This is a genomic window from Collinsella aerofaciens ATCC 25986, from assembly GCF_010509075.1.
Taxonomy (GTDB): Bacteria; Actinomycetota; Coriobacteriia; order Coriobacteriales; family Coriobacteriaceae; genus Collinsella; species Collinsella aerofaciens.
This window is the reverse complement of record NZ_CP048433.1, coordinates 1,293,297-1,319,392: the sequence shown is the minus strand read 5'-3', so window position 1 is coordinate 1,319,392 and position 26,096 is coordinate 1,293,297. Positions and strand designations below refer to the sequence as shown.

Genomic DNA, 26,096 nt, shown 5'->3' with positions numbered 1-26,096 from the left:
TAGCGTTTCGTCATTGTTAACGAATGCGCCCATAACCGCGCGCCCGCGGCTCCATTACCGCCGTTTGCCAGGTCATAAAAATGTAACGATAATCGCGCGTTTGCCTTCAGCTGTTAGATGCTACCCTTGTACCAATTGATATGCACCGTTGCCGTGCGTAACGATAGGAAGGGCCCCATATGCTCAATAATCACGAGGTCAATCTAACCGACGAGGAGGCTGCCGCCGAGGTCGCCCGCGTCGCGAAGACCTACCCCGTGGTGCGTTTGTTGTCGGCCGATCAGATTAAGAGCGAGCCTAACTGCTTGCTCGCCGGCGATCGCTGCCCTTGTCTGCGTCAGTCGAGTCTTGAGGCCTTGGCAGGTTCCGATGATGTATCGGAGCAGCTGCTCAATGATGGTACCGAGTACCGCGCTCGCCTGCGCCCTCTGAAGGTCGAGGGCGAGCCTCACGTCCTGCTGATGGTGCGTCCGATCGATGAGCAAGAGGCTGCAGAAGAGGACCTCGTCTACACCGACGTGCTGACGAGTGTGCGCAATCGCCGATATTACGAGGAAAAGCTCCGTAGCGCCCGCATGAATGCCGGCGTTGCGGTGATCGACCTTGATGATTTTAGGGTCTTCAACGATACGTGTGGCCGTCATGCCGGCGACCTTGCGCTCGGTGCTGTGGCGACAGCCATACGCAGCGGAATTCGTTCGACTGACGAGCTTGTACGCTATGGCTGCGACAAGTTTGTGGTCGTCATGCCCAATATTCCCTCCGATGACTTCACCCGTCGCCTGCATCAGGTGTCCGATGCCGTTCATGCCACGATTGTTCCGGGCCATGAGTACGTGAGCTTGACGGCATGTGTTGGCGGTGTTCGCATTCATGGCGAGACGGTCGATGAAGGAGTTGGCCGCGCTGTCCAGTTATTGAGCCGCGCTAAGGCAAAAGCCGGTACGGTCGTGACCGATGCCGATTCCATCGAAGCCTTCCAAAGCGAAAAGCCTTTGGTGCTTATTGTCGATGACTCCGAGATGAACCGAGCCATTCTCAACGAGATGCTCAAGGACGAGTATTGCATCCTCGAGGCCGACAACGGTCGTACGGCGCTCGACATGGTCGACCGCTATGGCGATGAGTTGTCGCTCGTGCTGCTGGATATTGTCATGCCGGGCATAAGCGGCTTTGAGGTGCTGGCCGATCTGTCGCGCCGATCGGGTATCGACAATCTGCCTTTCATCATGATTTCGAGCGAAGATTCCGATGATATGGTTCTGCGCGCGTACGAGCTGGGCGCCTCGGACTATATCAACCGCCCGTTTGACTCCCGTGTCGTGCGCCGCCGTGTAAGCAACACCATCCGCCTATACGCCAAACAGCGCCGCCTGACGAGCCTGCTGTCCCAGCAGTACAACGAGCGCGTCAAGAACAGTCGCATGCTCATCGACATCATGGCCGGCGTCATGGAGCTTCGCAACGGCGAGAGCGGCAGGCACGTTACGAGCATCGAGAAGCTGACCGAGCTGCTGCTTGACTGTCTGGTCCAGCGTAGCGACACGATCTCCCTTGACAATGAGGAACGCTCTACGATTGCCCTGGCTTCGGCGCTGCACGATATCGGCAAGATGTCGATTGACGATGCGATTCTCAACAAACCCGGACGCCTTACGTCCGAGGAGTTCGAGATTATGAAGACGCATACCACGATCGGCGCCGACATGTTGCTTGAGCTGGGTCGCCATCACGTCGGCAATGCGCTTATGGAATATGCGTACCAGATTGCGCGTTGGCACCATGAGCGCTGGGACGGCAAGGGCTATCCCGATGGCCTTAAGGGCGACGATATTCCCATTGCCGCGCAGGTGGTCTCGGTGGCCGACGTGTACGATGCTCTGACGAGCGTGCGTGTGTACAAGGACGCTATTCCGCACAAGGAGGCTATCCAGATGATCTTGGACGGTAAGTGCGGTGAGTTTAACCCGCTGTTGCTCGACTGTCTGCTCGAGGTGCAAGACCGTATTGCCGAGACGTTGGCACGCCCCGCCGACGTTGTCGCGTTTCCCACGATTTAGTTTGACCAAAGGAGTTTTAATCCATGATTTCCATGCGTGAGGCGTATGAGAAGATCGGCGCTAATTATGATGACGCGTGCGCTCGGCTGATGGGCGGGGAAATGCTTGCCCGCTTTGCCCTCAAGTTTTTGGATGACGAGAGTATGGACAAGCTGGAGGCCGCCATGGCGGCGGGAGACGCCGAAGGTGCGTTTATGGCAGCGCATACGCTCAAGGGCGTGAGTCAGAACCTGGGATTCGATAATCTGTACGAGCCTGCGGTCGTGGTAACCGAAGCGCTGCGTGGCGCCGATGCCGTTGACGGCGCTCGCGAGGGAATGCATGCGTTGCAGCAGCAATATGCGGCTACGATGTCGGCTCTGCGCGAGGCGGGCGAGTAAGAGGTTGTGAGCCTTGGGCTGTGTGCCTGCCGCGTATAGGCAAAAGGGCACCCCGTCGGACCATGTGGCCGGCGGGGCGCCCTTATCTGTTGTGTGGCTCGCGAACTAGCGAGCCTGCTTAACCTTGGCCGCTGCCTCGACAAACGACTTCCACAGGTTAAAGTCGGTCTCGAGTGTCTTCCACGTGTACTCAGGGTGCCATTGCACGCCCAGACAGAACGGCTGGCCTTCGACTTCGATGCACTCGGGAACGCCGTCGGTTGCTTTGGCGACCAAGCGCGTGCTTTTACCCAGACGGTCGACGCAGCAGTGGTGTGCGGAGTTGGTCTGGATTAGCCTGTGCCCGCCAACCGTGCGTTCCAGCAGCGAGCCCGGCACGACCTCGACGGGGTGCACGGGATCGTTGAGCACGTGGGTGTGACGCCACTGCGTGCGACCCTCGCGCGCACCCAGGCTCGGCACGTCCATGCACAGGGTGCCGCCAGTGGCGACATTGAGCAACTGCGTGCCGCGGCAGGTGGTAAAGAGTGGCTTTTTGGCGCGGAGCACCTCGCCGACCAGCTTAAACTCAAAGCTATCGCGGATCTCGCAGCAGAGGGTGGGGTCGTAGGGTCGATCATCGCCCCAGCGCTTGGGATTGACATCGGGGCCGCCGGGAATGGCGATGCCGTCGGCGATATCGACGTAATGACGGATGACCTCAATGTCCTCGGTGATGGACATCTGCAGCGGCAGGCCGCCGGCGGCAAGGATGGCATCGACAAAGACGCTCGCAATCTCCTCGTTGGGGGAGAGCGTCTCGCTCAAATAGGGTTTCGCTTCTTCCCAGCGTGGTGCGACCAGGATGAGCGGACGGTCGGCGGGATCGACGTCGACGTGCGGAGTGTAGGACGATGAGGTGCGGGTTCCGATCATGGGCGTAGCTTTCGAATCCGGGTGGACATGGCACAGGGGTGGCGCGGAGCAAACGTTACTGATGAATTTGCCCGCGTGGCAATTGGGTTAGTGGCCCTTGATGGAGTTGAGGAAGTCCTGGGCGCGCTTGGTCTGGGGGTGGTCGAAGAACTCGTCGGGCGTGCCAGTTTCCACGATCTGGCCGTCGGCCATAAACACGACGCGGTCGGCCACACGGCGGGCGAAGTTCATCTCGTGCGTGATGACGATCATCGTCATGCCCTGCTGGGCCAGACGGACCATGACCTCGAGCACCTCGTTGATCATTTCGGGATCGAGGGCGCTTGTGGGCTCGTCAAAGAGCATAGCCTTGGGCTGCATGGCAAGCGAACGGGCGATGGCCACGCGCTGCTGCTGGCCGCCCGAAAGCTGCGCGGGCACCTTGTCGGCCTGCTCGGCCACGCCCACGCGGCTCAGCAGGTCCATGGCGCGCTCACGGGCCTCGTCCTTGGACACGCCCAGCACGTCGACCGGCCCCAACATGACGTTCTGCAGTACGGTCATATGTGCGAACAGGTTGAACTGTTGAAACACCATGCCCAGCTCGGCACGCATGCGGGCAAGATCCTTGCCTTCCTGCGGCAGGGGCTCGCCCTCGATGAGGATCTCGCCCGAGTCGATAGTTTCCAGGCGGTTGATGGTGCGGCACATGGTCGACTTGCCCGAGCCCGAGGGACCGATCACAACGACGACCTCGCCGCGGTCGACCGAGAGATTGATGTCGTTGAGGACGTGCAGATCGCCATAGTGCTTATCGACGTGTCTGAGCTCGATCAGCGGCTGATTGCCGGTGGAAGAGGTGCTCTGTGCCATGGTGCTCGGCTCCTTATGACTCGAAATGGTAAAGCGTTAGCGGATGATGGTCGCGCCGGTCTTGTGCGAAACGTAGACAGCGGCCTTGTTGATCGCGACGTTGATGAGGATGTAGATGACCGCGATAACCAGGTAGACCGACACGAGGGCGTCGTAGTTGGTAATGAGCACGCGGGCATTTTGCATCAGGTCGGGATAGCTCACCACATAGGCGACGGTGGTGTCTTTGACTACGACCACAAGCTGTGAAATCAAGGACGGAATGATAAACCGAATAGCCTGCGGCAACACGATTTTAAAGGTGATTTTGGCCTTGGAGAGACCGAGCGCCTGGGCCGCCTCGACCTGCCCGCGCGGCACGGCGTTGACGCCGGCGCGGAAGATCTCGGCGAGTACGCCGGCTGCAGCGAGTGCGACGGGGAGCGTGAGCATCCAAAACGACGGCAGCGCGATCTTGTACTGGGGCAGCACCAAAAAGAAGAAGTAGATGAACAGCAGGCTCGGCACGCCGCGGAAGAAATCGGTGAGCACACGGCAGACCAGTTGCAGTGGCTTAATGTCGCTGGTGCGGCCGAGCATAAGGGCTAAGCCCAGCACCAGCGCGATGGCGCCAGCGGTGAGTGCGACTTTAACGGTGCCCTCAAAGCCGGCAAGCAAGAACTTCCAGGTGGTGAGGTGCGTAAAGAAATACCAGTAGTGGACCGAAAGCTGACCGGTCACATAAAAGCGCTGCAGTACCAGGACGGCGAGTGCGGCCACGGCAACAAGCGAGATGGCGGTGCCGATGCGAATCTTGGCGCGCATCTTGGGGCCGGGAGCCTCGTAGAGCGCATCGCGCATGGTAAGCGCAGGGGAGGAATGCTTGCTCATCGGAGGATCCTCACCTTCTTATCGATATAGTTGCCGATGTGGCTCACCACAAAGGCCGTGCCCAGGTAGCCGAGCGCCGAGATAAAGAACGCGGCGACGCCGCCAAGTGAGCGCGTGTTGATATAGCTCACCACGCCGGTGAGCTCCTGCGGTTTAAGCGGCACCTGACTGCCGAGCGCGGTGGTGAGCATGACGGCGATAAAGAGGTTGGTCATGGGCAATACGCTCGAGCGCAGTGCCTGCGGAATCACGATCTTGGCGAGGATGCGATTAAAGCTCATGCCCAGCGAGCGGGCGGCTTCGACCTGACCGACGCCGACGGTGTTGATGCCACTCATGAAGTTCTCAGAGCCAAAGGCCGAGCCCAAAAGGACCGTGGCGACGATAACGCAGGTGCGGTAGGGCAGAACGACCTTGAGCGGCGGCAGCGCATAGACGACGATGATGAGCAGCGCGATGCCGGGGATGTTACGGAAGACCTGGACATACAGGTCGCCAAAGACGCGCAGTGGCTTGAGCGGCGACACGCGCATCACGGTGACGGCGACGGCCAGTACCATGGCGATGGCAAACGACTCAAGCGTCATGCCCCAGGTTGCTAGCAGCGCGTCGATATAGTTCTGGCCATAGAGCGACCAGAGTTCGGAGAGACTCATGCGGACCTCCCGCCGATAAGGAAAGGGGCTCCCGTGTGTACGGAAGCCCCGACAACTCAGTGAGGAAACAGTTTACCGCAATAAAGCGCATCGTGCGTTTCCGTATGGTTTCGTTGCGGCCGTTACCAGGCTCGCTGACTAGGCGCCGATCTCGGGCAGCTCGGGAACATTGGTGTCGCCCGTACGGTCGCCGATGCAGATCTGCCACAGCTCAGTCCAGGTGCCGTCGTCCTCGATCTTCTTAAGGAAGTCGTTGACAAAGGCGACGCCGTCGGAATCGAGCGGCAGGCCGATGCCATAGGGCTCCTTGCTGCCGAAGGGCTTGCCGGCGATCTTGTACTTACCGGGCTCGCGGACCAGGGCGCTCTGCTGCATGTTGTTATCGATGACGTAGGCGTCAACGCGGCCCTGCTGGAGTGCCTGGCGGGCCTCCTCGTCGGTCTTGAACTCCTGCTGGCTGGCCTTGGGGGCGAACTCCTCCAGGATGGCAGGGCCGTTGGAGCCGGACTGGACGGCGACGTTCTTGTCGACCAGGTCGTCGACGCTCTTGATGTCGTCGTTATCGGCGAGCACCAGGATGGCCTGCTGCGTGTAGTAATAGGGACCGGCAAAGGAGACAAGCTTCTTGCGCTCGTCGGTGATGGTGTAGGTGGCAAAGACGGCGTCGACCTGGCCGTTCTGCAGGACGGACTCGCGCGTGTCCGAGGTCACCTGGGTGATCTCGACCTTGTTCTCGCCCAGAATGTAGTTGGACAGGAGCTGTGCGATACCGGCATCGAAGCCGCGGGTCTGACCGTCTTTCTCGTTGAGGAGGGAGAAGAGCGTGGAGGTCTGAACGCCACCGATCTTAAAGACGCCGGCGTCCTTGACGGCCGTGGCCCAGGTGCTGGCGGCGATGGCGTCGTCATCGGCCTTGGGGCCGTCGTCGACGAGCTTGTCGAATGCCTTGGCATCGAGCGTAGCGGAAACCTCGGTATCCTCGGAGCCCTTGGAGGAGCCGGCGGCGGAACCCTTGTCGGCCTCGGCGCTGGTGTCGGAGCAGCCGGCAAGACCAAGGCCGGCGACGGTTGCGAAGGTAGCGGCGACAAAGCCGCGGCGGTCGAGAACGACCTGCTGGGAGAGGTTCTTGCTCATGGTAGAACACCTTTCTCAATAAAATCCCTAGCGGTTGAGTAGAGTTATACCCTATCGCGCTCAAATGGGTCAACACGAAATAACTCAGAAACATACTTACCTTATGGGTAATTCTACCTACCAAAAAGGGACAGGCACCTTTGTGGTGGTTCTGGCCGATGCGGTGGCATGCCTTGCTGCTTTGTCTCAATCTGTAACATCTGCAGCCGTTTTTGCCGAGTAACTGTTACAGATTGAGATTTTCTCTTCAGGGGGATTTGAATGTCTCGATCTGTAACATCTGGACGGGCAAAAGGTCTCTATCTGTTACAGATTGAGACAAAGGTCGGGGACTAAGACGTCTTGTCTCGATCTGTAACAGTTAGACGAGAATTCGGGCCATAGATGTTACGGATCGAGATAATCGCGTCGCGAAAGCAAAAACCTCCGCAGGGGTGCTTTCCTTGCGGAGGTTTTTCTTACTCGTTGAGTAGCCTTACGGCTTCAGCGGCCATGTTCTCGACCGTCATGCCGTTCTGCGCGAGCAGCTCGTTGGGGTCGTAGCGGTCGGGGAAGCCCTTGGCGATGCCGAAGGTGCGCGTGCGCACTGGCGTGCAGGCCAAGTAGCACGCGACGCGCTCGCCCCAGCCGCCGTCCAAGATGCCGTCCTCGAGGGTGACGACAACGCGATGCTCGGCGGCAAGGCTGTCGAGGAACTCGCGGTTGAGCTCGGTTGCAAAGCGCGGGTTGACGAGCGTGGCCTCGATGCCGTACTCGGCGGTCAGACGGTTTGCCACGCGCTCGCCCAGCTCAAAGAAATCGCCGAGCGCGAGCACTGCTACGTCGCGACCCTGGCGCACCACGTTGTAGCGAACGGTGCTGTAGTCGGTGTCTTCGGCAGGCGCAAGGTCGGGACGGCTCACCAGGCCAATACCAGGCACACGAATCGCCACGGGATGCTCGCGGTGGTCGAGCGACCAGCTCAGCATGGACAGATATTCCTCCATGCAGGCCGGCGCCAAGTAGTGCATGTTGGGAAGACCGCCCAGCATGGAAATATCAAAGAACGAAAGGTGCGTCTCGGACGTGGTGCCAAAGATCGACGCACCAAACACCAAAATGGTTGCCGGGGCGTCGTTGAGGCACAGATCGTGCCACAGCTCGTCGTAGGCGCGCTGCAAAAACGTGCCGTACACACCAAAGACTGGCTTGGCGCCCGAGCGCGCAAGCGCGGTGGCAAAGGTCACGGCGTGCTCCTCGGCAATGCCCACATCGACGAACTGTTTGCCGGCGGCAGCGCGAAGCTCGGGTGTAAAGCCCATGATGTAGGGTGTGGCGGCCGTGATGCCCACGACCTGCGGATCGCGCTCGATGGCGGCGCTGAGCGCCTCGCCCGTAATGTCGGCATAGGTGCGCGGCGCAGGCTCGCTCGGATGGCCCGGGCAAAGCTTGCGCCCAGTCGCCATGTCAAACGGACCCACGTGGTGCCAGCGTTCGGGGTCGCTCTGGGCCGGCTCAAAGCCCTTGCCCTTGGCGGTGGAGACGTGCAGCACGATGGGATGATCGATATTGCGCAGTTCCTGCAGCGTGTCGACCAGGGCCAACACGTCGTTGCCGGCGTCCAAATAACGGTAGTCGAGTCCCATCGCGCGGAAAACGTTGCGCTCACAGGTGCCGTTGCTGGTGCGCAGCTCGGCCAGATTGCGATAGAGGCCACCGTGGTTCTCGGCGATGGACTGGTCGTTATCGTTGACGATGATGATCAGGTTGCTGTCGAGTTCGGCGGCATTGTTGAAGCCCTCAAACGCCAAGCCGCCCGAAAGCGAGCCGTCGCCAATGATGGTGATGACGTTGTAGCTGTCGCCCGCCAGATCGCGGGCGTGTGCCAAGCCGCAGCCCAGGCTCACCGATGTGGAGGTGTGGCCCATGGCGAACAGGTCGTGCTCGGACTCGTCGGGATTGGCAAAGCCAGAAGCCTCGCCAAAACGTTCCGGATCGATATAGGTATACGCGCGCCCGGTCAGCGCCTTGTGGGCGTAGGTCTGGTGCGAAACGTCAAAGACAATCTTGTCGATGGGGGAGTTAAACACGCGATGGAGCGCGACCGTGAGCTCAACGACGCCTAGGTTGGGGGCAACGTGTCCGCCGACAGCGGCGGAGCTTTCGAGGATGGCGTGGCGAATCTCGCCGCAGAGCAGCGGAAGCTCGGCGCGGTCGAGAGCCTTGACGTCCTCGGGCGTTGTCGTTTGCGTAAGCAGCATCGTTGTGGGTTACTCCATGCGAATCGAGCGCCGGCGCTCCCTCGGCCGACACAATTGCACAAGACAGTCTCGCACATTTTGGCGTTTGATATGTGACGGCGGCGCGGTAATTCGACAACTGGTGGGGCAAAACGTTTTGTCCGATGCCATACTGATACATTCGATGATGATTTTTTCAATACGTGCAGGCCGTGGCTTGCCGCCGTGAGCCGCTGGAAGGAGGCAGCATGTCCGATGCCGTTCGTGCCGAGACAGTCGCGCACGAGGTCGACGATGCCGCCCGCCAGCTCGCCCAGGCGGGCCGCTTGGACCTGACGCGCGAGTTTATCCAGCATGGCGACGTGACGGTCTATGCACATGTGACCTCGGTGGCGCGGGCGAGCCTGTCCTTTGCCGAGCGCCTGGGCCGCGTCGGTGTCTCGGTCGACCGCGCCTCGTTGCTGCGCGGGGCCCTGCTGCACGATTACTTTCTCTATGACTGGCACGATCCCGACCCAAGCCATCGGCTGCATGGCTTTCGCCACCCGTTTTTTGCCCTAGCACGTGCGGAGGAAGATTTTGAGCTGACGTCGCGCGAGCGGAACATTATCGTGCGGCATATGTTTCCGCTGGTGCCGGTGCCGCCGACGTGTCGTGAGGCATGGATTGTATGCCTGGCAGATAAATGGTGTGCTCTGCGCGAGACAGTCGCCGGCCGTCTGCGGCGCAAGGACGAGGCTGACGATGGCGTGAACAGCGAATCGAGCGAAAAGAGGAGAGGGTAGACGGTGGAAACCGCGATTGATATGGCGTTTGGCGGCGCGACGCTTGCCGCCTGCCCGCTCTCGGCACTGGTGCTCTCGTTTGCCTTTTACGGGTTTTGCGGCTGGGCGTGGGAGTCGACAGTATGCGCCATGCTCAACCACGGACGCTTCGCCAACAGTGGCTTTTTGCTGGGGCCGTGTTGTCCTATCTATGGTGTGGGCGGCATTGCCTGCTGGCTTTTGCTGCGCGGGATTCCGGATGCGTCGAGCCAGTTTGTCGCTGCAGCGCTCGTATGCAGCGTGATTGAGTACAGCGTAGGCGTGCTGCTGGAAAAAACAACGGGCGCTCGCTTTTGGGACTATTCGCACCTGCCGTTTAATCTGCACGGACGTATCTGCCTGTACTGGGCATGCGCGTTTGGCTTGGGTGCGTTGTGCATTTGCCGTTTAGTGGAGCCGGCATTGCTGGGGCTGCTTGGCCATCTGCCGGTGCTGATTGTGCGGCTGTCGGCCTTTATCGTCGCGGTCGCGATGATGGTTGACGCAGTGTGCTCGTTGGCGAGCTGGCGGCGTCTGTCCAATCAGCTGGAGCGCGTCCGGGCCGACCTTGCCGACCGCATCAATGAGTCGCTCGCCGATGCGTCCGACTCCATGCTCGAACGTATTCCCGATTCTACGATTGACTCGGTGGCACAGACGCACATCCGTAGCCGTGCCGTTAACGGGTGGCTGGCCGAGCTGGGTGACGCCGCGCTCGATGCCCTGCGCGAGAAGGCTTCGATGCCGACGTTTATCGCGGATGGTGCTCGCGGCCTGGCGCTTGCCGCCCGCCGCGTGGCCGATGCCGCGCCGAACATGCCGCGTCCGTCGCTCAGCCGTCGCCTTGCCGGCAAGCGCATGAGCCGTCCGGTGCCAAGCGTGTCGCTCAGCCGACGCGACCTGCGCTTCTTCAATGCCTTCCCGCGCTTGCGCATCAACCGCTACGAGGGCGTCATCCGAGCTACCGACCTCCGTGACCGAGCCCGCGAGCTGTTCCGCCGCTAGCCGGGACGGGCGCGCTCGCGGCTTCCTTGCTCGCGTATTTCCCGTTCGTTTCGCGTCCGTTGCCGCGCCGTTTCCAAGGTTGCGGCGCCGTTTCCATTCGACAACGCCGCGTTTAACAACGCCGTATCTGGTCTACACCAGTTGCCCCTCGGCCGCATTATGGGCGCCGACAACGTTCATGCGACCAAGGGAGAGCGAATGTACGATACGGGATCGACAACGTTTATGCTCATCTGCACCATGCTCGTGTTTTTAATGACACCGGGTCTGGCGTTTTTCTATGGCGGCCTGTCCAGGCGCAAAAATGTCATCAACACCATGCTCATGTGCTTTGGCGCCATTGGTCTGGTTGGTGTGCTGTGGATTGTTGCCGGCTGGTCTCTGGCCTATGGCGGCGACGGTTCGAGTCCGTTTATTGGAGGCCTTGACCAGCTGCTGTGCCTGCCGGTGCTCAACCAGGTGCTGCAGGCGGCCGAGGGCAATGCTGCGGACGGTGTCGTCTACCCTCAGATCATCAACATCGCCTTCCAGATGGCATTTGCCATGATCACGGCTGCTATCGTCACGGGCAGCCTGGCCGGCCGCGTTAAGTTCGGTGCCACGACGGCCTTCCTGGGCATTTGGCTGCTCGTGGTCTATGCGCCGCTTGCTCACATGGTTTGGGGCGGCGAGGGCTCCTTTATCGGCGATATCATCGGCGCGCTCGACTTTGCCGGCGGCGACGTGGTGCACATCTCGTCTGGTCTTACGGGCCTGATTCTCTGCTTAATGCTCGGCCGTCGTCGCGGCTTTGGCATGGTGAGCTACCGTCCGCATAACGTGCCGTTTGTGGCGCTGGGAGCCGGCCTGCTTTGGTTTGGCTGGTTTGGCTTTAACGGCGGCAGCGAGTTCAAGGCCGACGCCGTGGCGGCACTTGCCATCCTCAATACCGTGACGGCCAGCGCGGCGGGCATGGTCTCGTGGCTTGCCGTCGAGCGCGTGCACACCGGTCGACCCACGCTGGTGGGCGCCAGCACCGGTCTGGTTGCGGGCCTTGTGGTGGTCACGCCGGGCGCGGGCTTTGTCGAGCCGTGGGCGGCGCTGGTCATGGGCCTGATCGTATCTCCCGTCTGCTACCTGGCCATCAGCCATCTTAAGACCAAATTTGGCTACGACGATGCGCTCGACGCGTTTGGCTGCCACGGCATCGGTGGCATCCTGGGCGGCGTGCTCACGGGGCTGTTCTGCGTGCCGGAGCTCTCGTGGACCGGTAAGGGCGGCCTGTTCTACACGGGCGATGTCTCGCTGCTCATCTCGCAGATTTTGGGCATTGTGGTGACGGTCGCTATTGTACTGGTGCTCGACTTGGTGATCGCCGCGGTGGTCAAGGCGCTGTTCCACGGCAGCCTGCGCGTGGACGAGGCCGACGAGGCGCTGGGCCTGGACGCGAGTCAACACGGCGAGAGCGCGTATCCCTCGTTCTCGGGACTTGACTAGCGGCTTCCCCAGGCTCCGCACCTTGCCGTTCAATCGTCGCGCGGCTTTCCCAGGCACCCGACCTTGCCCCTCAAACCGTCGCTTGCGTACCGAAGTACGCGGCGCTCCTCTTTCGGGGCAATCTCGGGCACCTGGAAAACCCGCGTCATTGAATGGCAATTCATTTCTTTGATAAAGAGAGGAATTTACTATGAAGAAAATTACGGCGATCGTTCGTGCTGAGAAGCTTGAGGTTCTTAAAGACGCGCTGTTTGCTGCCGATGTTCGCGGTATGACTATCAACCAGGTGCAGGGCTGCGGCTCACAGCATGGCTGGAAGGAATACGTGCGCGGCAACGAGTTGCTTGTCAACACGATCCCTAAGGTGCAGTTCACCCTTATCTGCGCCGATGAGCACGTCGATGGCATTGTCGACATCATCTGCAACGCCGCTCGCACCGGAGCCGCCGGCGATGGCAAGATCTGGGTCGAGCCGGTCGAGGAAGTCATCCGCATCCGTACCGGCGAACACGGCCCCGCCGCGGTGTAGAATCGACCGCCTGCCATCCGCAACGTTAAAATACTGCAATGAGGCACAAGACTTGCGTTGCGGATGGACAGATTATGGGGCGTAATAAATATCCCGAGGAGACAGTCGCGAAGATTCTCGACGCGGCGCTGGAGCTATTCTGCGCACAGGGTTATGAGGGGACGAGCATTCAAGATATCGTCGACCGCCTCAATGGCATGACCAAGGGTGCTGTCTATCATCACTTTAAGAGCAAAGAAGAGATTTTCAACGCCGCATTTGATCGGGCAATGGCTCCGATTGTTGAGCGCCGCCGCGCGACACTCGGTGCTGGCAATATGACGGGAGCCCAAAAGCTCAAGCGACTGTACGCGCCCGAGTCTGTCGTTCCGCAAATTGAGCTATGGGCACGCATGCATCCTGCGGCAGATCCGGTAAAAAGCTCGCGTCTACTGGCGATGCAGTACCAGGGCTCGTTCGACGAGTCGGCCGATGGCTGTCTTTTGCCAGTGATCGAGGAGGGCATCGCCGACGGCTCCATTGCGTGCAAATGCCCGCGCGAAGCGGCTGAGGCCGTATCGTTGTTGGCGAATCTTTGGCTGCTGCCGCTGTTCCGTCCGCTCGAGACCAAGGATCGAATGCTCGCTCGCGCGCAATGTTTGGCGCAGATGGCGGCCGCGGTGGGGCTCGATTTGGGTAATGAAGTGCTCCAGACAACGGCTCAGATTTGGGACGTATGGAACCGTGCTGGGTGGTAATATAGATACTGACGGTATGTAATTGATTTGTAAGGGTAGCCACGGCTGCCCTTTTCAAGTCATTAAATACATACTAATGGTATGTATAGGGGGCAGGCTTATGGCTGGAATGCGGAGGAGCAATGTCTCGTTGGCGCAAAAAACAGTGCGATCTATCAGGCTTTTCGGTCTTCTTGTTGCACAGCTGTGCGCGTATTCGATGTTGTCGGCACTGTGCTTTGCGTGCCCGCTTTACTTGTTCGATTGCAGCGGCTCGTCAACGTTATATGGTGCTGTCGCGGCGATAGCGTTCGTGCCGGGCGTGCTTGCGACTCCGGCTGGCGGAATCTTGGCGGATCACGGGAGACATCGCGGGGTTCTTGTGGTGCTCGGCATTGTTCTGATGGCTGCATCACTGCTGTTTATCCCCATGAAGTGTTCGCTGCCTCTTGCGGTTGTCGTGGCAGCAATGCTTTGCGTCCAATATGGCATCCAATCGCTGCTGAAACCGATGCTTCAAATTGAGACGGTGCACATGATGGGCCAAGAAAAGGTTGAGCGTGCCACAGCGTTGGTCTCGCAGGTAACCATGGCGAGCAATATCTTGGGGCCTGTAGTCGGGACGGCAGTCTATGGGTGCTTTGGTATCGATGCTCTATGCGAAACCGCGGCGTTGACGTTTGCGATGTCAGCCCTGCTGTTCGGGGGCGCACTCAAGCAAAATGCCTCATCTGGAATGACAGGGGACAGTACGACTTGCTCAACATGCCGAAGCGATTTTCGGGAGTCGATTCGGTACCTGTTTCAAAACGCATCATTGCTCGTTGTGTTTTTGCTTGCGGCTATTTTGAACCTTGCGTTAGTTGGGTTAACGATTGGTGCTCCCGTTATTGTTGCAAAGCATCTCGGAATGCAGTCATCCTTTGTTGGGATTATTGAGGTGGCTATGGGCTTAGGTGGTTTTGTCGGCAGTGGTTTGGTCGGTATTTGGCCGCATCGTTTTTCCTTCAAGGGCATATGTCGATATGTTGCGATGATTTGTTTTGGAGTCGTACCGATTATTGTCACGCTACTGAGCGGTCCTGATGAATTAGCGTTTGCCGCGCTTGCGGCCGGCTCGGCATGGGTCATGGCGTGGGCAAGCATTGCATCGGTCGGAATCGTTTCATTTGTTCAGCGGTCAGCGCCAAAGGAACTCTGCGGAAAAGTGCTGGCACTCGTTTATATGACACTTTCCTGTGCAACGCCTATTGGCCAATTGGTTTACGGGCTTGCATATGATCGATGGGCTCCGGCGATTGTATTCGCAGGCATGTTGGCGGTGCTGACGTCGACGACGGCGCTGTTTAATCGGCTGAAAAGTCGCTTATGGCGAATGTCTTAAGGCGCTGGGGGACCGTGAATTTGTGGAGACAGTGGCACGCCGCGCCGGGACGGCATTGTTTAGGCATGCCTCTCCTTCGTCTACAATATCGTGCAGACGAAGGAGAGGCGTATCCATGATCAAGATGTTTGCGAGTGACTTAGACGGAACGCTGCTGAACGCCCTGCACGAGGCAGATGGGACCATCCGCCGTGCCATTCGCGAGCTGACCGAGGCTGGCCTGCATGTGGTTCCCGCGACCGGGCGCTCGACGCTGCCGATTGGCGAGCATGGCTTTACGGGCCTGGCACTCGACGCCTGCTGCTCCAATGGGTCCATCGTGCGCGACAGCCATGGCGAGGTGCTCAGGACCTGGACCATCGACTCGCAGATTACCGAGGAGCTGCTCAAGGAGTTTCCGGATATCTGTTTTGACTGCTCCACGCCCGATGGCATGTTCTCGAGTGGATCGTTCGAGATGCACCAGGCAGGCTTTAAAAAAGACAGTCCTATCAAGCGCATCGTGATGCGCGGTATGCGTGCACGTGGCGGGTATCACGAGGAGCAGTATTTCGATCAGTCGATCGGCGACATCCTGCGTCACGATGTATGCAAGATTAACTGTCGCGTGACCTCGCCCGAGCTGGAGCGCGACCTTAAGGCGTATTTGGCCGAGCGATCGGACCGCGTGGTCAACGCGCCGTTCGATCCGGTGATGTTCGAGATCACGGACGTGGCGTGCAACAAGGGCGAGAGCGTGGCCTGGCTGGCGAGCTACTACGGCATTGCCGAGGATGAGGTCGCGGTTTACGGAGACGGCGGCAACGACATCGCCATGCTCAAACGCTTCCGCCACAGCTACGCGACCAAAAACGCAAGCGATGCCGCCAAGGCCGCCGCGAGCGCAACTATCGGCAGTTGCATGGTCCACGCCGTCCCCAAACACATGCTCGCCACCATGCGCAAGCAAAACTCTCGCACCGTCATCGAATAATGTGACAAAGGGACAGCCCCTTTGTCACAGGTGACGCTGGTCTCTTGAAATACGAACAAACATTCGCATATCTAACTGCGCTTTGATAGAATTGATACTGTTGGCGGCAGTTCCATGTGCCGGGCAACGCCCTCCATCTGATGGGAGGTGATGCCCATGACCGATCTGATTGATTTCGTGAGACTTCTGCCCGCTTTGGTCTCGTTCTCCACGGCACTCGTCGGGCTTTCCGAGGCACTCAAGCAACGTTCGAAGCAACGTAAGACGATATGAGAAAGCCATTTGGGTCGCCTCCCCCGCGGCGCAGCTTCTTTCCGCGGGCTCGGGATGCCACAATGGGCTTTGAGTATCGGCCCGTGCGGTAGCCCTTACCGCACCTGCGGGGAGGAGGCTTCCCATGCCCCATGTTACCTCCATCGGCCTGGACGTCCACGCGCGATCGGTCGCCGCCGCGGCGTTCAACCCCTTCACCGGCGAGGTGGTGCACCGTGACTTCGGGACGGACGCCGCCGAGATCGCGGAGTGGGCCCTCGGGTTCGAGGAGCCCAGGGCCTGCTACGAGAGCGGCCCCACCGGCTTCCACATGGCGCGCGAGCTGCGCGCGCTCGGCCTCGACTGCGCCGTGGCCGCCGTCTCCAAGATGCAGAGGCCGGCGGCGGACGCGCGCCGCAAGAACGACCGGCGCGACGCCGAGTTCATCGCCCGCATGCTCGCCACCCACAACATCGTGGAGGTCCCGCTGCCCGATGCGGCCGTCGAGGCCGCCCGGGACCTCGACCGCGCCCTCGACGACGCCACGGTGGAGTACCGCCGCGCCAGGCAGCGCCTCAACATGTTCCTGATCAGGCTGGGCCACGTCTGGGACGAGCGCAACGCCGACGGGACGAGGAAGGGATCCTGGACGCGCGCCCACTGGAGGTGGATATCCGGGATCAGGCTCGAGGGGCCCCAGCGCGACGTGCTCGAGTACTACGTCACGGCCGCGAGGTGCGCGGAGTCGGACCGCCGGCAGCTCGAGAAGAAGGTGCTCGCCCTCGCCCGGACCGACCGGTGGCGCCCGGCCGTCGAGGCGCTCTCCTGCATCAAGGGAATCGATGTTAGCGTCAATCTATTTTTCACCAGTTTCGCTAAACAGGCGTGCCGTTCGCGCAAAGGCGGTTTCACCGGTTGCGCTAACGTATTTTCACCGATTCCGGTCACGGCTTGACGGGACCGTCCCTCGGCAGGTCCTTCAGCCTGTAGGACCTGCCCGTTATCTTGACCAGGTGGCAGTGGTGGCACACCCTGTCCGCGATCGCGCTCGCCGCCACGTCGTCCCCGAACACCCTGCCCCAGCCGCTGATCCCCACGTTGGTGGTGATGATCGTCGAGCGCTGCTCGTAGCGCGTCGATATCAGCTGGAACAGCAGGTCCGCGCCCGCGCTACCGACGTCGAGGTAGCCGAGCTCGTCGATGATCAGCAGCCTCGAGTGGGCGTAGTACTTGAGCCTCTTCTTGAGGATGCCGCGCGACGAGGCGTCCTCCAGGTCCTCGACGAGCCGGGCGCAGTCCACGAACCTGACCTCGCGCCCCGCCCTGACCGCCTCGATGCCCAGCGCGACGGCGAGGTGCGTCTTGCCCACGCCGGGGCTCCCCACGAACAGGACGTTCTCGGCCCGCTCGACGAACCTCAGGGTCGCGAGCTCCTCGATCTCGGCGCGCGGGACCGACGGCTGGAAGTCCCAGTCGAAGTCCGCCAGCCCCTTGACGTAGGGGAACCCCGACGACCGTATGCGCTGGCTGGTAATCCTGACCTCCCGGGCGGCGACCTCGACGCGCGTCATCTCCTCGAGGGCGGAGGCGAAGCCCCGCTCGCCCGCGGCGACCATCCTCACGTAGTCGGGCAGGGACGCCGCCATCTCGTGCAGCCCGAGCGCGGAGAGGTTCGCCTGCGCCCTGATCGAGGGGCTACCCTCCGCGACGGCGCCCATCACGCCCCTCCGAGCGAGTCGAGCAGCGCGAGGTTGGCGCGCGCGGCCTCGGCGATGTCCGCGTCGGCCAGGCCGCGCTTCCCCTCGAGGGCCTGCCCATAGTGGTCGGGGTCGTAGTTGATGGGCCTCGACGGCCCGGACGCGGCGTCGTGGACGGCGACCTCCTCGCCGGCCATCCTCACCACGACCTGGCCGCCGGGCATCGCTATGACGCTCACGCGCCGGCCGATGCAGCGCCTGGGCACGGACCACTCCCTGCCGGCGGCCCTGACGAGCATGGTCGGCGGGACGGTCTGGACGCTCACGTCGCCCACCATCGACTCGAGGAGACGGAGGTTCCCGATGGGTCGCAGGCTCTCCTTCTCCCGCATGAACAGCGCGTCAGGCGGCAGGCCGGTGGTGCGGTTCGGCTCCGAGTTTGCCTGGGCCTCGATCCGGGCCACCGCCTCGGCGAGGCCGCTCCACCCGGTGAACTCGCCGCCGTAGGCGAGCAGGCGGTTCAGGAAGCGGTTGGCCGACTCGTCCTTGCCCTTGGTCTGCGGCGAGCGCGGCGCGCAGAGCCTGAGCTCGAAGCCGGCCTCCCGCGCGAACCGCCACGCCCTCTCCTGCCTGGTCCTCCTGCGGCCCGAGACGGTCACCAGGCACGACATGTTGTCCGTGATGCACTCCTCCGGGACGCCGCCGAGGCGGGTGAAGGTGGCGAGCAGGCAGGACAGCAGGTCGTCGAGCGTGCGGCTCCTGACCGGTATGAAGCGGTGCTTCCGGGAATAGCCGAGCGTCGCGGTGAACACGCTGAACTCGAAGACCTCGCCCTCCGAGTCGACGAGCCTCATGCCCTCCTTCCAGTCGAACTGCAGCTGCCTGCCCGGGGGCGTCTCGAACCGCGGGTGCGGCTCGCGGCCGCCCACACCCCCGAAGGGCACGTCGCGGCCCCGGCACCATGCGGTGAAGGCGCCGTACCCGGGCAGCCCCTCCCCGCGGCCCTCGCGCAGGAACGCGTACACGGCCATCTTGGTCATCCCGGGCAGCTGGGCCTTCGCGCGGATCACCTCCTCGAGCGGGTCGAAGGCGCTGCCCCTCGCGGACCTCCCGTCGGCGGCGGCCTCGCCCTCCCGCCAGTACTTGGCGACCGTGTGCCGGTCCATGCCGTGCCTCCTCGCGATCTCGCTGAAGTTCGGCTTCGCGCCGGACCCCCTGTAGACGTTCAGCTCTCCCATTACGTTTCGCTCCATATCCCGCTCCTCCCGGGTCGGATACCCGATCGGAGCATAGTTCCGTTAGCGCAGTTGGTGAAAGTACGTTAGCGGGGTCGGCGAAAGCGCGTTAGCGCATTCGGCGAGATGCGTTTGCGAAAGTGGTTAATTTTAGATTAGCGCTAACAATCGACACCCTGACGGCCTTCAGGCTCGCAGCCGAGGCGGGTTCCTTCACGAGGTTCCGGACGGCCCCGGCCTTCGCGAGCTGGTGCGGGCTGGTCCCGTCGGAGCGCTCGAGCGGCGAGACCGAGCGGTGCGGCGGGATAACCAAGACGGGCAACCGGCTCGCCAGGACGGCACTGGTGGAGTCGGCGTGGCACTACCTGACGTGCACGCCCCGCCCGAAGGCCCCGGCCCCCGGCGTGGACGTCCCCGCGGCGATCCGGGCGCGCGCCGACGACTGCACCGCCAGGCTCTGCCGCCGCCGCGAGGCGCTGGCGGCGGCGGGCAAGAGCTCGTGCAAGGCAAATGCCGCCGTCGCGCGCGAGCTCGCCTGCTGGGTCTGGGAGATCGGGCGCCGGGCGGAGGGGACCCTCGGCTGACCCCGTCGGACAACAAGCCTCCCGCCGGGAGGGCCCGCGCCTCGACGCATCGCCGGCGCGCGTTCACGAGCCCTTTTTGGGCAGCCCAAGGGCCGCGCCCGTGAACAAGACTGGTTTCGGACGAGCGCGCCGGGCGGAGAATCGAAATGCGGTGGGGTGCGCGGACATACCGGGCTGACCGCCGGCAGCGCGCCCACAAGAGCCCGCGGATATTAGCTTGCCAGGCAAGCGTCGACTAAACGTGCAGCGTGCGCGGGCCCTCCCGACGGGAAACGAAAAAGCCCGGTTTTAAACCGGGCTCAACAAACACGCCTATTGACAATGGCTTTCTCATATTAAAGGGGTCGCCGCCGCTAAGGCGTTGACCCCTTAATCCAAGCAACGGCGCTGCCCAGCTTTCCAGAACTTGGGCTGCCGTCGACACTATTCTACCCACGAATGATATTTTGAACAATCGGCAATGCTGCTCCAAAAGCCAGGCACAACTGGCACAACCTAGGCGGTCGCTGAATATGGCAAAGAAACTGTCCCTTTAACACATCCAAAATATTGCCTTTACGTGTTGATGCACACGGTGTGCAATAATACTCGCACTGTGCAATAGCGCACAGGCTGAGTAACAAGGAGGACGCTTGTCCCAGCTCGAGAAATGCGATCGCCGGTCCCTTCGCTCGCAGCGTGCCCTTCGCCAGGCACTTGCCAGCGAGCTTGCCGAAAGCGGCGACCTTTCGCGCATTAATGTCGCGTCGCTCACCGAGCGCGCTGGCCTTACGCGCCGTACGTTCTATTCGCACTACCGCGATATCCCCGACTTTATCAATCAAATCGAGGATGGCTTGCTGGCCGAGATCCGTGAGCGTATTGAGCTCATCACCGCAGCTCAGCTGCCCGATCTCTATCACAACATCGATGAGCTCGAGCCGGCGCCCGGTTCGGTTGAGCTGCTGCGTTATCTTGCGGCCAACCGCGACTTAATCGGTGCGCTGCTGGGTCCGGGCGGCGACCAGGCCTTCATTAAAAGGATTATCGACACCGCACGTGAGGCTGTGGTGCCGCGTGCACAGACGGGCATTTTGGGCCTGGCGCTGGGCACGTTCTTTGACTACTACGTCACCTACGTCGTGAGTGCCGAGGTCGGCATGATTCAGCGCTGGTTTGAGCGTGGGCTCACCGAATCGCCCGAGGCCATGGCGCGCATTATGACGGTGCTCGCTTTTGTGCGCCCCGGTGACCTGTATGGCCAACCTATCGATATCAACGTGCCGGAATACGGCATGAAGCTATTGAACTTGCAGCTCGAGGACGCGGCCGACACCGCCGCAACCGTCGAGTCCAACAACTAAGAGGAGAGACAATGAGCAAACTCGTCGAGGGCATTAAGGACCGTATGGTCGCTGCCGCACGCGAGGCCGCGCCCGCCGTGGTGGACGCCGCGCAGAAGGCCGCGACTGCCGCTGCCGAGAAGGTTGCCGAGGCGGTTGCCGAGGCCAAGAATGCGGCGGGGGAGACGCTTGCCGCCGACGCAGCCACGTCCGTCGTCGCCGAGCCCGCAGTCGCCACCGCCGCCCAGGCCCCCGAAGGCGCGATCTTCAACCCCGAGAACGCTCGTGGCAACCTGCACCTGGGCATCGACGTGGGCTCTACCACCGTTAAGCTCGCCGTGCTCAACGACGACAACCAGATCGTCTACGCCAAGTACCAGCGCCACCACACCGACGTCCGCGCCTGCGCCCGCGACCTGTTCGAGGGCGCTGCGACCGTGCTGCCGGCTGCCCAAATGACCTGCGCCATCACCGGTTCGGGCGGCCTGCTGCTGTCCCAGTGGCTCGACCTGGAGTTTGTCCAGGAGGTCATCGCCAGCAAGCGTGCCGTCGAGACCCTCATCCCGGCCACCGATGTCGCCATTGAGCTGGGCGGCGAGGATGCCAAGATCATCTACTTCGACAACGGCATCGAGCAGCGCATGAACGGCACCTGCGCCGGCGGCACGGGCGCGTTCATCGATCAGATGGCCACCCTGCTGCACACCGATGCCAGCGGCCTCAACGAGCTCGCGGCCAACGCCACCACCATCTATCCCATCGCCAGCCGCTGCGGCGTCTTTGCCAAGACCGACGTGCAGCCGCTGCTCAACGAGGGCGCCCGCCCCGAGGACGTGGCCGCCTCCATCTTCCAGGCCGTCGTGACCCAGACCATCTCGGGTCTGGCGTGCGGCCGTCCGATCCGCGGCAACGTCGCCTTCCTGGGCGGCCCGCTGCAGTATCTCTCCGAGCTGCGCCACCGCTTCTACCTCACGCTCAGCCTGGACGAGGAGCACCGTATCGTGCCCCAAAACGCTCACCTGTTTGTGGCGAGCGGCGCCGCCATGGCGCACGAGTCCAACAAGCTCAGCACGTTCCCGCAGCTCATCGAGGCCATTGATGCCCTGGGTGACACGCAGGGTGCCGAGGTCGAGCGCCTGGACCCGCTCTTTGCCACCGACGAGGACTTTGCCGAGTTCAAGACCCGCCACGACACCGAGGTCGTCCCCAAGGGCAAGCTCGACGGCTATGCCGGCCGCGTGTTCATCGGCATCGACGCCGGCTCCACCACCATGAAAGCCGCACTCGTGGGCGAGGACGGCCAGCTGTTGCACACCTGGTACGGCAACAACAACGGTGACATCCTGGGCACGGCCAAGGTCATCATGGCCGATTTCTACAACCACATCCCCGCCGGCTGCACCATCGGCCACGTGACCACCACGGGCTACGGCGAGGCGCTGCTCATCGAGGCCCTCAAGGCCGACTCCGGCGAGATCGAGACCGTCGCGCACCTGCGCGGCGCCAAGGCGTTCCTGCCCGGCGTCGAGTTCATTCTGGACATTGGCGGCCAGGACATGAAGTGTCTGCGCGTCAAGGACGGCGTCATCGAGCACATCATGCTCAACGAGGCCTGCTCGTCGGGTTGCGGTAGCTTTATCGAGAGCTTCGCCGTCTCTATGAACATGGACGTGTGCGCGTTCGCCGACGCCGCCATCCATGCCAAGGCCCCGGTCGACCTGGGCAGCCGCTGCACGGTCTTTATGAACTCGCGCGTCAAGCAGGCGCAAAAGGAAGGCGCCACGGTGGGCGACATCGCGGCCGGCCTGTCCTATTCCGTCATCAAGAATGCCCTGTTCAAGGTCATTAAGCTACGCGACCCCAAGGAGATCGGCAGCCAGGTGATCGTCCAGGGCGGCACCTTTATGTCCGACGCCACGCTGCGCGCATTTGAGCAGCTCACCGGCGTCCATGCCGTGCGTCCCGACATCGCCGGCTGCATGGGCGCCTACGGTGCGGCCCTGCTCGCCCGCGATCGCGCTGGCGCCGACGGCACTTCGACCATCCTTTCGGCCGAAGACATCGCGCACCTCACCGTGACGCAAAAGCATGTCCGCTGCGGCCGCTGCTCCAACAACTGCCAGCTCACCGTCAACGACTTTGGCGGCGGCAGGCGCTTCATTACCGGCAACCGCTGCGAGAAGGGTGCCGGCCACAAAAAGCAGAAGACCGAGGCTCCCAACCTCTTCAAAAAGAAAAACGAGTTGCTGTTTAACCGCGAGGTGCTGAGCCCCGACGAGGCCCCGCGCGGCACCGTCGGCATCCCCCGCGCACTCAACATGTACGAGAACTACCCCTTCTGGCACGCGTTCTTTACGCGCCTGGGCTTTAGCGTGCAGCTGTCCGACCAGTCGAGCAAGAAGACCTACCAGGCGGGCATCGAGTCCATGCCGTCTGAGAGCGTCTGCTATCCGGCCAAGATGAGCCACGGCCACGTGATGAACCTCATTGACCGCGATGTCGACTTCATTTGGATGCCGTGCGTGCGCTGGGAGCGCAAGGAGGATCCGACGGCCGGCAACTGCTACAACTGCCCCATCGTCATGAGCTACCCCACGGCGCTGGCGCTCAATATTGACGAGATTCGCGAGCAGAACATCGAGTTCCTGTACCCGTTTGTGCCGTATCACGATAAGACCGAGCTCAAGCGCCGTCTGTATCAGGTGCTCGCCGTCGACCGTGTGGCCGATGCGCAAGCCGGTCGCGGTCGCGTGCGTGGACCCAAGATCACGCGCTCCGAGGTCGATGCCGCCGTCAACGCTGCTTTTGAGGCCGATGCGCGCTTCCACGAGGACATTCAGACCATGGGCGAGGAGGCCCTCAAGTGGGTCGAGGACCACGGCGGCCACGGCATCGTACTCGCCGGTCGTCCCTACCATAACGACCCCGAGATCAACCATGCCCTGCCCGAGCTTATCTCGAGCTTTGGCTTTGCGGTCTTTACCGAGGATTCGCTTGCGCATCTCGTGAAGCCTGAGCGTCCGATTCGCGTCGTCGACCAGTGGATGTACCACAGCCGCCTGTACGCCGTCGCCCGTTTTGTGACGATGCGCAACGACCTGGACCTGATCCAGCTCAACTCCTTCGGCTGCGGCCTGGACGCTCTGACCACCGATCAGGTGCAGGAGATCCTGGAGGCCAGCGGCAAGATCTATACCGTGCTCAAGATCGACGAGGTGTCCAACCTGGGCGCCGCGCGTATCCGCATCCGCTCGCTCATGGCGGCGCTCAAGGACCAGGAGGCCGAGCGCTTGGCCGAGGCCACGGCCGCGGGCGAGGCTTACGAGCAGGGCGATGCCGCGCCGGTGTCCCCTTCCACGGATGCCCCCGCGTTCGCGAGCCGTAAGTACACGTTCGAGGCGCAGCGCGAGAGTGCTTCGACCGCGTGGCCCAAGGTGCCCTTTACCGAGCAGATGCGCGACGAGGGCTGCACCATTCTGTGCCCGCAGATGGCGCCGATCCACTTTGACCTGGTCAAAGAGGTGTTCCGCGGTGCTGGCTACAACTTGGAGCTGCTGCCCTCGACCGATCACGACGCCGTCGAGGCCGGCCTGCGCTATGTGAACAATGACATTTGCTATCCGTCCATTTTGGTGACCGGCCAGATTATGGAGGCCATCGAGAGCGGCCGGTACGACTTGTCCAAGACGGCCGTGGTTATCAGCCAGACCGGCGGCGGCTGCCGTGCCACCAACTACATCGCGCTCATCCGCAAGGCCCTGCGCGAGAGCGGCCACCCCGAGATCCCGGTAATCTCGCTTTCGGCCGTGGCACTCGGCGAGGACAACCCCGGCTTCAAGATTACGCCGGCGCTGCTTAAGCAGGCAGTCTACGCGGTGCTCTTTGGTGACGTGATGATGCAGATGCTCTACCGCTGCCGTCCGTACGAGGCAACGCCCAGTGCCGCCAACGCGCTCTACGAGGAGTACATGGCGCGCGCCCGCAAGCTGGCGCCCAAGTTCAACCGCCACAACTACACCAAACTGTGCCGCGAGGCCATCCGCGCGTTCGACACCATGCCGCTCGTGGGCGAGGGCACCAAACCGCGCGTGGGCGTGGTCGGCGAGATCTTGGTCAAGTTCCACCCCACAGCCAACAACCACGTGGTCGATGTCATCGAGCGCGAGGGCTGCGAGGCCGTGGTGCCGGGCCTGCTCGACTTCTTCCTGTACTCCATGAGCAACGCCGAGCTGCAGAAGGACGAGCTGGGAAGCTCTGCCACCACGCGCGCTGGTATGCAGGCGCTCATCAAACTCGTGGACTGGATGCGCACGCCGGTGGAGGAGATGCTCGAGAAATCCCGCCGCTTTGAGGCACCCGAGCGCATCGGCACCATGGCGGACAAGGCCCGCACGGTGCTTTCGGTGTGCAACAACATGGGCGAGGGCTGGTTGCTCACGGCCGAGATGCTCGACCTGATCGATCATGGCGCACCCAATATCATCTGCACGCAGCCCTTCGCGTGCCTGCCCAATCACGTGGTGGGCAAGGCCGTGATCAAGGAGCTGCGCCGTCAGCACCCCGAGAGCAACATCGTCGCGGTGGACTACGACCCCGGTGCATCCGAGGTCAACCAGCTCAACCGCATCAAGCTCATGATTAGCGTGGCCAAGGAGAACATGCGCGCCGGCAAGGGCTTTAAGCTCGAGAAGGTGGCGCCGCTCGCGATGGACGAGGTTACCGGGCAGATGCGTGCCCATGACGGCTGCGTGAGCTGCGGGCCGGCCAGTGAGGAGGCCGTTGCATCGGTCGCCAAGCGTCTGGGGCGCGGTATTAAGAAGTAGTTGGCCTACTTCGAGCCGGATATAAGACAAACGGGTGGTAGTCGTACCGGCTACCACCCGTTTTTGCTGGACATATGTTGCGCAAATGATCTCGCTGCAGCCTTCCGTGGGCTTGTCCGATTTTTGGGCCGGTTCGGGCTTTGAGGACAAGTTACTGCAGGCCCAAGGCGATTTTTCGCTCAACGCAGGCCAGCACAGTGTGATCTATCTG

The 26,096-nt window shown here is 61.9% G+C and carries 21 protein-coding genes; 13 read left to right on the top strand and 8 right to left on the bottom strand.

The features are described 5' to 3' along the window. Positions 1-179: 179 nt before the first annotated feature. The gene (locus GXM19_RS06065) at positions 180-2,060 is read left to right on the top strand and encodes a diguanylate cyclase (protein WP_006234889.1); all 1,881 of its coding nucleotides are present in this window, start codon (positions 180-182) and stop codon (positions 2,058-2,060) included. Positions 2,061-2,083: 23 nt separating this feature from the next. Further along, positions 2,084-2,440 carry an Hpt domain-containing protein gene (locus GXM19_RS06060; RefSeq protein WP_006234890.1) on the top strand — a complete coding sequence of 119 codons (357 nt, stop codon included), beginning with the start codon at positions 2,084-2,086 and terminating at the stop codon, positions 2,438-2,440. Between the two features lie 105 nt (positions 2,441-2,545). Here the strand turns inward: GXM19_RS06060 and GXM19_RS06055 are convergent, their stop codons facing one another. From GXM19_RS06055 to GXM19_RS06030, 6 genes are all read right to left on the bottom strand, one after another. Beyond that, positions 2,546-3,355, bottom strand: a complete 810-nt coding sequence (locus GXM19_RS06055) for a gamma-glutamyl-gamma-aminobutyrate hydrolase family protein (RefSeq protein WP_006234891.1) — start codon at positions 3,353-3,355, stop codon at positions 2,546-2,548. 87 nt (positions 3,356-3,442) lie between these two features. After that, positions 3,443-4,207, bottom strand: coding sequence for an amino acid ABC transporter ATP-binding protein (locus GXM19_RS06050; RefSeq protein WP_006234892.1), 765 nt, complete (start codon positions 4,205-4,207; stop codon positions 3,443-3,445). A 36-nt stretch (positions 4,208-4,243) separates the two neighbouring features. After that, positions 4,244-5,077: an amino acid ABC transporter permease gene (locus tag GXM19_RS06045; RefSeq protein WP_006234893.1), complete on the bottom strand. Its 834-nt coding sequence runs from the start codon at positions 5,075-5,077 to the stop codon at positions 4,244-4,246. Continuing rightward, on the bottom strand, positions 5,074-5,733 hold the full coding sequence (locus GXM19_RS06040; RefSeq protein WP_006234894.1) for an amino acid ABC transporter permease: 660 nt from the start codon (positions 5,731-5,733) through the stop codon (positions 5,074-5,076). The genes GXM19_RS06045 and GXM19_RS06040 overlap by 4 nt, the downstream gene beginning before the upstream one ends. Positions 5,734-5,871: 138 nt before the next feature. Then, the gene (locus GXM19_RS06035; protein ID WP_006234895.1) at positions 5,872-6,867 is read right to left on the bottom strand and encodes a glutamate ABC transporter substrate-binding protein; all 996 of its coding nucleotides are present in this window, start codon (positions 6,865-6,867) and stop codon (positions 5,872-5,874) included. Positions 6,868-7,325: 458 nt separating this feature from the next. Next, positions 7,326-9,107: a 1-deoxy-D-xylulose-5-phosphate synthase gene (locus GXM19_RS06030; RefSeq protein ID WP_006234896.1), complete on the bottom strand. Its 1,782-nt coding sequence runs from the start codon at positions 9,105-9,107 to the stop codon at positions 7,326-7,328. Between the two features lie 227 nt (positions 9,108-9,334). Here GXM19_RS06030 and GXM19_RS06025 point away from each other — a divergent pair, with 227 nt between their 5' ends. From GXM19_RS06025 to GXM19_RS05990, 8 genes are all read left to right on the top strand, one after another. Next, entirely contained in the window at positions 9,335-9,871 is a 537-nt protein-coding gene (locus GXM19_RS06025) for an HD domain-containing protein (RefSeq protein WP_006234897.1), read from the top strand. 3 nt (positions 9,872-9,874) lie between these two features. Continuing rightward, complete coding sequence (locus GXM19_RS06020) at positions 9,875-10,894, top strand: putative ABC transporter permease (RefSeq protein WP_239057598.1); 1,020 nt, start codon at positions 9,875-9,877, stop codon at positions 10,892-10,894. Between the two features lie 198 nt (positions 10,895-11,092). Next, positions 11,093-12,370: an ammonium transporter gene (locus tag GXM19_RS06015; protein ID WP_040358967.1), complete on the top strand. Its 1,278-nt coding sequence runs from the start codon at positions 11,093-11,095 to the stop codon at positions 12,368-12,370. A gap of 190 nt (positions 12,371-12,560) precedes the next feature. Continuing rightward, a complete protein-coding gene (locus GXM19_RS06010) occupies positions 12,561-12,899 on the top strand; it encodes a P-II family nitrogen regulator (RefSeq protein WP_006234900.1) in 339 nt (112 codons plus the stop codon). A 74-nt stretch (positions 12,900-12,973) separates the two neighbouring features. Next, positions 12,974-13,636, top strand: coding sequence for a TetR/AcrR family transcriptional regulator (locus GXM19_RS06005; protein WP_040358969.1), 663 nt, complete (start codon positions 12,974-12,976; stop codon positions 13,634-13,636). A 100-nt stretch (positions 13,637-13,736) separates the two neighbouring features. Next, on the top strand, positions 13,737-14,999 hold the full coding sequence (locus tag GXM19_RS06000; protein WP_006234902.1) for an MFS transporter: 1,263 nt from the start codon (positions 13,737-13,739) through the stop codon (positions 14,997-14,999). Between the two features lie 115 nt (positions 15,000-15,114). Next, positions 15,115-15,972 (top strand): HAD-IIB family hydrolase, encoded by an 858-nt coding sequence (locus GXM19_RS05995; protein ID WP_006234903.1) that lies wholly within the window; start codon positions 15,115-15,117, stop codon positions 15,970-15,972. Positions 15,973-16,369: 397 nt separating this feature from the next. Further along, positions 16,370-17,179 (top strand): IS110 family transposase, encoded by an 810-nt coding sequence (locus GXM19_RS05990; RefSeq protein ID WP_115596217.1) that lies wholly within the window; start codon positions 16,370-16,372, stop codon positions 17,177-17,179. Here the strand turns inward: GXM19_RS05990 and istB are convergent. Together istB and istA are read right to left on the bottom strand one after the other, a co-directional pair. Beyond that, positions 17,169-17,942, bottom strand: a complete 774-nt coding sequence (istB, locus tag GXM19_RS05985) for an IS21-like element helper ATPase IstB (protein ID WP_006234495.1) — start codon at positions 17,940-17,942, stop codon at positions 17,169-17,171. The genes GXM19_RS05990 and istB overlap by 11 nt on opposite strands. Further along, entirely contained in the window at positions 17,942-19,174 is a 1,233-nt protein-coding gene (istA, locus tag GXM19_RS05980; RefSeq protein ID WP_006234496.1) for an IS21 family transposase, read from the bottom strand. Before istA ends, istB begins: the two co-directional genes overlap by 1 nt. A 122-nt stretch (positions 19,175-19,296) precedes the next feature. On the opposite strand from istA, the gene GXM19_RS11290 reads away from it, so the two are divergent. The 3 genes from GXM19_RS11290 to GXM19_RS05965 all read left to right on the top strand — a co-directional run bounded on the left by GXM19_RS11290 (position 19,297) and on the right by GXM19_RS05965 (position 25,885). Further along, positions 19,297-19,740, top strand: coding sequence for an IS110 family transposase (locus GXM19_RS11290; RefSeq protein ID WP_050766112.1), 444 nt, complete (start codon positions 19,297-19,299; stop codon positions 19,738-19,740). A gap of 632 nt (positions 19,741-20,372) precedes the next feature. Next, positions 20,373-21,083: a TetR/AcrR family transcriptional regulator gene (locus GXM19_RS05970; RefSeq protein ID WP_040358972.1), complete on the top strand. Its 711-nt coding sequence runs from the start codon at positions 20,373-20,375 to the stop codon at positions 21,081-21,083. A gap of 11 nt (positions 21,084-21,094) precedes the next feature. Beyond that, positions 21,095-25,885, top strand: coding sequence for a 2-hydroxyacyl-CoA dehydratase (locus tag GXM19_RS05965; protein WP_006234913.1), 4,791 nt, complete (start codon positions 21,095-21,097; stop codon positions 25,883-25,885). Positions 25,886-26,096 lie beyond the last annotated feature (211 nt).

Coding starts and splice junctions, on each gene's coding strand:
- GXM19_RS06065 (WP_006234889.1), top strand. CDS start 180: ATGCTCAATAATCACGAGGTCAATCTAACCGACGAGGAGGCTGCCGCC.
- GXM19_RS06060 (WP_006234890.1), top strand. CDS start 2,084: ATGATTTCCATGCGTGAGGCGTATGAGAAGATCGGCGCTAATTATGAT.
- GXM19_RS06055 (WP_006234891.1), bottom strand. CDS start 3,355: ATGATCGGAACCCGCACCTCATCGTCCTACACTCCGCACGTCGACGTC.
- GXM19_RS06050 (WP_006234892.1), bottom strand. CDS start 4,207: ATGGCACAGAGCACCTCTTCCACCGGCAATCAGCCGCTGATCGAGCTC.
- GXM19_RS06045 (WP_006234893.1), bottom strand. CDS start 5,077: ATGAGCAAGCATTCCTCCCCTGCGCTTACCATGCGCGATGCGCTCTAC.
- GXM19_RS06040 (WP_006234894.1), bottom strand. CDS start 5,733: ATGAGTCTCTCCGAACTCTGGTCGCTCTATGGCCAGAACTATATCGAC.
- GXM19_RS06035 (WP_006234895.1), bottom strand. CDS start 6,867: ATGAGCAAGAACCTCTCCCAGCAGGTCGTTCTCGACCGCCGCGGCTTT.
- GXM19_RS06030 (WP_006234896.1), bottom strand. CDS start 9,107: ATGCTGCTTACGCAAACGACAACGCCCGAGGACGTCAAGGCTCTCGAC.
- GXM19_RS06025 (WP_006234897.1), top strand. CDS start 9,335: ATGTCCGATGCCGTTCGTGCCGAGACAGTCGCGCACGAGGTCGACGAT.
- GXM19_RS06015 (WP_040358967.1), top strand. CDS start 11,093: ATGTACGATACGGGATCGACAACGTTTATGCTCATCTGCACCATGCTC.
- GXM19_RS06010 (WP_006234900.1), top strand. CDS start 12,561: ATGAAGAAAATTACGGCGATCGTTCGTGCTGAGAAGCTTGAGGTTCTT.
- GXM19_RS06005 (WP_040358969.1), top strand. CDS start 12,974: ATGGGGCGTAATAAATATCCCGAGGAGACAGTCGCGAAGATTCTCGAC.
- GXM19_RS06000 (WP_006234902.1), top strand. CDS start 13,737: ATGGCTGGAATGCGGAGGAGCAATGTCTCGTTGGCGCAAAAAACAGTG.
- GXM19_RS05995 (WP_006234903.1), top strand. CDS start 15,115: ATGATCAAGATGTTTGCGAGTGACTTAGACGGAACGCTGCTGAACGCC.
- GXM19_RS05990 (WP_115596217.1), top strand. CDS start 16,370: ATGCCCCATGTTACCTCCATCGGCCTGGACGTCCACGCGCGATCGGTC.
- istB (WP_006234495.1), bottom strand. CDS start 17,942: ATGGGCGCCGTCGCGGAGGGTAGCCCCTCGATCAGGGCGCAGGCGAAC.
- istA (WP_006234496.1), bottom strand. CDS start 19,174: ATGGAGCGAAACGTAATGGGAGAGCTGAACGTCTACAGGGGGTCCGGC.
- GXM19_RS05965 (WP_006234913.1), top strand. CDS start 21,095: ATGAGCAAACTCGTCGAGGGCATTAAGGACCGTATGGTCGCTGCCGCA.